This window comes from Allobosea sp. (genome assembly GCF_048595345.1).
Taxonomy (GTDB): domain Bacteria; phylum Pseudomonadota; class Alphaproteobacteria; order Rhizobiales; family Beijerinckiaceae; genus Allobosea.
This window is the reverse complement of sequence record NZ_JBMDWH010000135.1, coordinates 1-7025: the sequence shown is the minus strand read 5'-3', so window position 1 is coordinate 7025 and position 7025 is coordinate 1. Positions and strand designations below refer to the sequence as shown.

Annotated in this window: 8 protein-coding genes; 3 read left to right on the top strand and 5 right to left on the bottom strand. The window is 68.5% G+C overall.

Going from position 1 to position 7025, the window contains the following annotated elements; translation table 11 throughout:
* On the top strand, nt 1–490 hold a 490-nt coding region (locus ACOJTB_RS12965), incomplete at its 5' end, for a DUF1223 domain-containing protein (protein ID WP_420102938.1).
* A 214-nt stretch (nt 491–704) separates the two neighbouring features.
* Here the strand turns inward: ACOJTB_RS12965 and ACOJTB_RS12960 are convergent.
* The 3 genes from ACOJTB_RS12960 to ACOJTB_RS12950 are packed head-to-tail and all read right to left on the bottom strand — an operon-like array spanning nt 705 to nt 2765.
* The gene (locus ACOJTB_RS12960; protein WP_420102937.1) at nt 705–1310 is read right to left on the bottom strand and encodes a TPM domain-containing protein; all 606 of its coding nucleotides are present in this window, start codon (nt 1308–1310) and stop codon (nt 705–707) included.
* Entirely contained in the window at nt 1310–2149 is an 840-nt protein-coding gene (locus ACOJTB_RS12955) for a TPM domain-containing protein (protein WP_420102939.1), read from the bottom strand. Before ACOJTB_RS12955 ends, ACOJTB_RS12960 begins: the two co-directional genes overlap by 1 nt.
* Before the next feature lie 13 nt (nt 2150–2162).
* Nucleotides 2163–2765 (bottom strand): LemA family protein, encoded by a 603-nt coding sequence (locus ACOJTB_RS12950; protein ID WP_420102936.1) that lies wholly within the window; start codon nt 2763–2765, stop codon nt 2163–2165.
* Between the two features lie 179 nt (nt 2766–2944).
* On the opposite strand from ACOJTB_RS12950, the gene ggt reads away from it, so the two are divergent.
* Both ggt and ACOJTB_RS12940 read left to right on the top strand, forming a co-directional pair.
* The gene (ggt, locus tag ACOJTB_RS12945; RefSeq protein ID WP_420102935.1) at nt 2945–4675 is read left to right on the top strand and encodes a gamma-glutamyltransferase; all 1731 of its coding nucleotides are present in this window, start codon (nt 2945–2947) and stop codon (nt 4673–4675) included.
* A 107-nt stretch (nt 4676–4782) separates the two neighbouring features.
* On the top strand, nt 4783–5472 hold the full coding sequence (locus ACOJTB_RS12940) for an acid phosphatase (RefSeq protein WP_420102934.1): 690 nt from the start codon (nt 4783–4785) through the stop codon (nt 5470–5472).
* A gap of 7 nt (nt 5473–5479) precedes the next feature.
* Here the strand turns inward: ACOJTB_RS12940 and ACOJTB_RS12935 are convergent, their stop codons facing one another.
* Nucleotides 5480–5968 carry a hypothetical protein gene (locus ACOJTB_RS12935; protein WP_420102933.1) on the bottom strand — a complete coding sequence of 163 codons (489 nt, stop codon included), beginning with the start codon at nt 5966–5968 and terminating at the stop codon, nt 5480–5482.
* A gap of 11 nt (nt 5969–5979) precedes the next feature.
* Nucleotides 5980–7025: dual-specificity RNA methyltransferase RlmN (gene rlmN / locus ACOJTB_RS12930; protein WP_420102932.1), on the bottom strand; the 1046-nt coding region annotated here is incomplete at its 5' end.

Below are 7025 nucleotides of genomic sequence, written 5' to 3'. Positions count from 1 at the left end.
CTACGCCAAGGCGCGCGGCGACGGGCAGGTCTACACCCCGCAGATCGTCGTCAACGGCACCGCCCATCTTGTCGGCTCCGACAAGGAGGAGGTCGAAAAGGCGGTGCGCCAGCTGCCGGCTTCCGGCTTCGAGGCCCGCATCGCCCTCAAGGAGACGGCCGGCGATCTCGAAGTCGAGGTGAAGCCCTCGGCCACGCCCGAGGATCGCAAGGCCGGCATCTGGCTGTTGCAGACGACCCGTCAAGTGACGGTGCCGATCACGCGCGGCGAAAATCAGGGCCGTACGCTGTCCTATGCCAATGTCGTGCGCGGCATGCAGCGCATCGGCGATTGGAACGGCCGCGAGACCCGCCTCAACGTCCCGCTCGCCGGGATCCGGACGCCCGATGCGGATGGCTATGTCGTCGTCGTCCAGGCCGATCTGCCCGGCAAATACGGGATCATGCCGGGAGCGGTTCTGGGCGCGGCACGCGGACCCGCGACGCCCTGAGCGACGGAGCGGATCGTACGGTCCGATCTCGAAGCGCGGCGAGAGCATGCTGATTTTGCACGGAACCAGACCGTCATCCCGGACAAGCTGCGAAGCGGCGCCGCCCATTCTAGGGCAATGGCGCCCTCCGATGGATCCCGGGACAAGCCCGGGATAACGGGGTGTTTCGGCGAAAACTCAGCGCGCTTGAGAGGGGAAGCGGCGCCGCCGCCTCCTAAAGCACGATGACCTTGTTGGGCAGTTCGTCCACATCGTCCGATCCGGCCGGCACATGGTCCGCCAGCACGGCACCGATCGCGCCGACCGCTGCGATCACGCCCTCGGTCAGGCGGCCGGCGGCGGCTTCCTTGACCAGCGGCTCGATGATCATGCGCCAGCGTTCGGCGTCGATCTTCGCCTCGATGCCGCTATCGGCCAGCACCTCGGCGAAGCGCTCCTGCCGCGCGACGTAGAGCAGCACCCCGGTCCTGTTCCGGGTCCGGGCGAGGCCGCGCATGGTGAATTCGCGCAGCGCCGCCTGATGCGCTCGCTTGCGCTTGACGAAGCCCGGCACGAAGCGACCGCCGCGGCCACGCCAGCCGAGCCCGGCCAGAAGCAGGACCGCCGCGATCAGCTGGATGAGGAAGATCCGGGGGGCGCTGACCATCGTCAGCCACATCAGCGGCCAGGGCACGAGCAAGGCGAGGCTCAGCGCCAGCACGATCGGCACGCTGCGGTAATGCGAGGCCTGCTCCTCGATAACGACGACGATCTCGCCCGCGGTTCCGCTTTCGGCCCGCCGCACCGCCTCGGCAATCGCCTGCCTGTCGGCCTCGTCCATCACCAGCTCCCCGATGCCCCGCCGCCGCCCGAAGAACCGCCGCCGCCAGAGAAGCCGCCGCCTCCCGAGCTCCAGCCCCCGCCTCCGCCCCAGCCGGACCCGGAGCCCCAGCCCGAGCCCGAGCCCGAGCCGGGCGGCAGCACGATCCAGCGGCCGTCCCGGGTGCGGTGACGCTGCACGCCGCTTTGCTGGGAGACCCCGCGCAGGAAGGAGATGACGAACAGCATGATCAGGATGACCGCGACGACCACGGCGACCTTCTCGGAAAAGCTGCTCTCGTCGCTGCGGATCTCGGCGCGCCGCTGCCATTGCTCGGCATCGCCGGCCAGGATGCTGACGATCGCATCGACGCCGGCTTCGATGCCGCCGGGAAAATCGCCATTGCGGAATTTGGGCGCGATCGCCGTGCTGATGATCGTGCTGGACAGGGCATCGGTCAGCGCGCCTTCGAGCCCGTATCCGACCTCGATCCGCACCTTGCGCTCCGCCGGCGCGACGATCAGCAGGACGCCGTTGTTCTTCGCCTTCTGCCCCAGCTGCCAGTGGCGAAACAGCCCGTTGGCGTAATCCTCGATCGTCAGCCCCTGAAGCGACGGTAAGGTCGCGACCACGACCTGGTCCGAAGTCTTGTCTTCATGCGCCTTGAGCTTCTCCTCGATGCGCTGGCGCACTTCGGGCGCGACGATGTTCGCGCCGTCGACGATGCGGCCGGTGAGCGCCGGATAGCTCGGCTCCGCCGCGAGCGCGGCCAGAGCGCCGAACAACAGGAGGCAAAGCAGCAGCGCCGGGCCGAGACCCCATCCGCGACGGGGAAGCGTCGCTCGCGCCGCTGCGGCCAGGCTCGTCACGCCGTCAGAACTTCACGCTAGGCGCGCGATCCGCCCCGGCGCTCGCGGTGAAGCTTTCCATCGGCTTGGCGCCCCAGACCAATTTGGCCCAGATCACGCCGGGGAAGGTGCGGATCTCGGTGTTGTAAGCCTGCACGGCCTGGATGTAGTCGCGCCGCGCCACGGCCACACGATTCTCGGTCCCCTCCAACTGGGACTGCAAGGCCAGGAAGTTCTGGTTTGACTTCAGCTCCGGATAGCGCTCGACGGTGACGAGCAGACGGCCCAGCGCGCCGCTGAGCTGGTTCTGCGCGTCCTGGAATTCCTTGAACTTGGCCGGGTCGTTCACCGTGGAGGCATCGACCTTGACCTGGCTCGCCTTGGCGCGCGCCTCGATGACGGAGGTCAGCACGTCCTTTTCCTGCGCGGCATAGCCCTTCACCGTCTCGACCAGGTTCGGGATGAGGTCGGCGCGGCGCTGATACTGGTTCTGCACCTCGGACCAGGCGGCCTTGGCGCGCTCCTCCATCGTCGGAACATTGTTGTAGCCGCAGCCCGCGAGCGCCAGACCCATCAGACCGAGGACGAGCCACGCGAGCGGGCGGCGAAGCTGGGCGGAAAACGACATGCCGGAAACCCCTTTGGCAACGTCTGGCAGCAGGTGATTCGGACCTTACCCGCGGCCGATGGCGCATCCAAGACGCAAGCCGGCGATCCGCGGGGCGTGGCCTGGCTGCGAAGGCCCTTTTCCGTGCCCTCGCATGATGCTCCACTATCCGCCGATCGCTGCCACCGGGATGCCTCGCCGTGCGACGCCACATTCTGCTCCTGCTTCCTGCCCTGCTGTTTCCCCTCGCCGGCGCGCTCGCACAGGCCCAGGCGCCCGAAGCGGCGACCGGTCGCACGGTCAAGACCACCGGAACCGCTCAGCGCTACATGGCCGCGGCGGCCAACCCGCTGGCGGCCGGAGCCGGCCGGGAGATCCTGCGCGCCGGTGGCAGCGCGGTCGATGCCGCCATCGCGGTGCAACTCGTGCTCAATCTCGTCGAGCCGCAGAGTTCCGGCATCGGCGGCGGCGCCTTCCTCGTCCATTGGAGCGAAGCCGAGCGCAAGGTGACGACGCTGGACGGACGCGAGACGGCGCCTGCCGCCGCAAGGCCGGACCGGTTCATGAGGGACGGCAAGCCGATGCCCTTCCGCGAAGCGGTCGTCGGCGGGCGTTCGGTCGGCGTGCCGGGCACGCTGAAGCTGCTGGCGGAGGCTCATCGGCGTTGGGGCAAGCTGCCCTTCGCCGATCTCGTCGCCCCGGCCCTGAAGCTGGCGGAGGATGGCTTCGCCATTTCGCCACGCCTCAACGGCCTGCTCGCCGGCGAGAAGGACCTCCCGAAAAACGGCCTCGCCGCCGCATACTTCTACGAGCCCGACGGTCGGGCGAAGGCCGTCGGCACGCTGCTCAAGAACCCGGCCTTCGCCGCGACTTTGCGCGCCATCGCCGCTCAGGGAGCGGACGCTTTTTACAAGGGGCCGATCGCAGAGGATATCGTGGCGACCGTCACCGGCCATCCGTCCAATCCGGGAGACATGACGCTCGCCGACCTCGAGGCCTACCGCGTCGAGGAGCGCGAGCCGGTCTGCGGCGGCTATCGCCTCTGGCGCCTCTGCGGCATGGGGCCGCCGAGCTCCGGCGCCGTGGCGCTGCAGCAGATGCTCGGCATTCTCGAGGGGCAGGATCTGCGCCGCATGGGGCCGGGGCCGGAAGCGGTCCACTGGTTCGCCGAAGCCGGGCGTCTCGCCTTCGCCGACCGCAATCTCTACCTCGCCGATCCCGGCTTCTTCAGCGTGCCGCTCAGCGGCCTGATCGACCGCGACTATATCCGCTCCCGGGCCGGGCTCGTCAGCCCCGAGCGCTCGATGGGTCGCGCCAAGCCGGGCGATCCGCCCCACAGGCGCGCCCAGCTGCTCGGCACCTCTGACGGCATCGAGCACGGCACCAGCCATATCTCCATCGTCGATGCGGCTGGCAACGCCGTGGCGATGACCACCACGATCGAGGACGGATTCGGCTCGCGGCTGATGACAAAAGGCGGTTTCCTGCTCAACAACGAGCTGACCGATTTCAATTTCGCGCCCGAGGAGGACGGCAAGCCGGTGGCCAACCGCGTCGAGCCGGGCAAGCGGCCGCGCTCCTCCATGGCGCCGACCCTGGTCTTCGACGCCTTCGGCCGGCTTTACGCCGTGGTCGGGTCCCCCGGCGGCAGCCAGATCATCCAATATGTCGGCAAGACGCTGGTGGCGCTGCTCGACTGGCGGATGGACCCGCAGCAGGCCGTCGATTTCGGCAATTTCGGCAGCCGCAACGGCCCGACCGAGCTGGAGAAAGGCACGGATTCGGAAGCCTGGAAGGCCGCGCTCGAGGCGAAGGGCCATGAGGTGCGCCTGCTGGAGATGACCTCCGGCACCCAGGCCATCGTCAAGACGCCGGAAGGATTTCTCGGCGGCGCCGATGGTCGCCGGGAAGGCGTGGCCATCGGCGACTGATGCGGATGCCCCGACGCTGCGCGGCGCAAGCGACCCCGTTGCCGGAGGTCATCACCCTGTCATCTGCGAAGCGCGTGCGTCTGCCGTCACCATCAGGACCCCTCACCATGCGCAAGCTCGCTTTCGCCCTCTTCGCCCTTCTCGCCGTCAGCGCACCGCTGCATGCCGAAAACGCCAAGCCTTTCGCCACAGCCAGGACCATCGACCTCCTGACAATCCTGAAGCCGCCGCCGGCGCAGGATTCGGCCCAGACCAAGGCGGAGATCGGCGAGGTGCTGACGATCCAGGTGACGCGCACGCCCGAGACGGAGGCGCAGGCCCAAGCGGACGCGACCGAGAATGTCTGGCGCTTCGCCGATGTGATGGGTCCGGCCTTCAAAGCCGAGGCGCTGCCGGTCTTCTCCGCCTTCTTCGACCGCGTGGTCGAGACCGAGGGCGCCGTCGTCGATCCGGCGACGGATAGCTGGAAGCGCCCTCGCCCCCATATGGCGAGCCCGCTGGTCAAGCCGGTGGTGAAGATGTCGAACTCCGGCTCCTACCCTTCCGGCCACACCACCGTCGGCACGCTGATGGGCATCGTTCTCTCCAACATGGTGCCGGAGAAGAAGGCCGAGATCATGGATCGCGCCTGGGCCTATGGCTGGAACCGCGTGATCGGCGGCATCCACTACCGCTCAGACATCGAAGCCGGCCGGATCGCGGGTTCGGTCATCGCCGCCCGTATCATGGATCAGCCGGAGTTCCAGAGCGAATTCGCGGCCGCCAAGGCGGAACTGCGCAAGGTGCTCGGCCTCTGAAGCGTCGTCACGACCTCGGCAGGGCGGGAGCTTTCGGCTCTCCGCCCGCCCCGCGCCCGGCGATCAGCCAGTAGACGAAACCCGAGACGACGCCGACGAGGAACAGCCCGGAGATGATCTGCAGCTCCAGCGGGCTCGGCGTGCGCGCCAGGCGCAGCATCGCCAGCGGCAGCAGAGCGGCCAGAAGACCCGTCAGGCCGCTCTGGGCCAGCCCGCTGCGCAGCCGCAGCAGCTCCGCCAGGACAGCGACGATGACCACCGGCGCGACGATGATCGCAAAGCCCAGCCGCGCCACCAATGCGAAGGCGGCCTGTGCGGCGGGAGCGGGATCGACGCCGGTCTCGGCAAGGCCGAACAGCAGATCGAGCAGGCGCTCGATGCCGCCGCCGATCGTGAGCGCCACGGCGGGCGAGGCCACGCTGGCAAGGCCGAGCGCGACGAGCCCGGCGCCCATGGCGACGAGGCAGGCGAAGGGGATCAGCAGCAGCCAGCGCAAGGGCGACGCGCCTATTCGGCTGCGACGGCGGCACCGGACTCGCCGGCCTGGTCCTGCTCCAGCATCAGCCGGGCCCGCGCCGAAAGCTTCTCGGTCTCGCTCTTGAGCTGGCCGCAGGCGGCGAGGATGTCGCGCCCGCGCGGTGTCCGCACCGGCGAGGCATAACCGGCGCGGAAGACGATCTCGGAGAAGCGTTCGATCCGGTCCCAGTCCGAGCATTCGTAACGGGTGCCGGGCCAGGGATTGAACGGGATCAGGTTGATCTTGGCCGGGATGCCCTTGAGCAGCCGCACCAGCTCGCGCGCCTCGGCGTCGGAATCGTTGACCCCCTTCAGCATGACGTATTCGAAGGTGATGCGCTTGGCGTTGGTCAGCCCCGGATAGGTCCGGCAGGCCTCCATCAGATCCCTGATCGGATATTTTTTGTTCAGCGGCACGAGCTCGTTGCGCAGTTCGTCGCGCACGGCATGCAGCGAGATCGCCAGCATCGTGCCCATCTCCTCGCCGAGCGGGCCGATCTGCGGCACGACGCCGGAGGTCGAAACGGTGATGCGGCGGCGCCCGAGCGAGAGCCCCTGATCGTCCGAGATCACGTCGATCGCGTCGCGCACGCCGTCGAAATTGTAGAGCGGCTCGCCCATGCCCATGAAGACGATGTTGGAGACGAAGCGCCCGCCATCATTCGGCACGAACGCGCCTTCCGGCGGCACGCGGTTGGGAAAATCGCCCAGCCTGTCGCGCGCCACCATCAGCTGCGCCACGATCTCCTCGGTGGTGAGGTTGCGCACGAGGCGCTGCGTGCCGGTGTGGCAGAAGGTGCAGGTCAGCGTGCAGCCGACCTGACTCGAGACGCAGAGCGTGCCGCGGTCGACCTCGGGAATGTAGACGCACTCGATCTCGGCGCCGCGGTCGCGCGGGCCGGCGGATGGCATCCGCAGCAGCCATTTGCGGGTGCCGTCCGTGGACACCTGCTCGGCCGTGACCTCCGGCAGATCGAGCGAAAAATGCGCCGCGAGCTCGGCCCGCAGCCCTTTGCCGATCGTCGTCATCGCGTCGA

Coding starts and splice junctions, on each gene's coding strand:
- ACOJTB_RS12960 (WP_420102937.1), bottom strand. CDS start 1,310: ATGGACGAGGCCGACAGGCAGGCGATTGCCGAGGCGGTGCGGCGGGCC.
- ACOJTB_RS12950 (WP_420102936.1), bottom strand. CDS start 2,765: ATGTCGTTTTCCGCCCAGCTTCGCCGCCCGCTCGCGTGGCTCGTCCTC.
- ACOJTB_RS12940 (WP_420102934.1), top strand. CDS start 4,783: ATGCGCAAGCTCGCTTTCGCCCTCTTCGCCCTTCTCGCCGTCAGCGCA.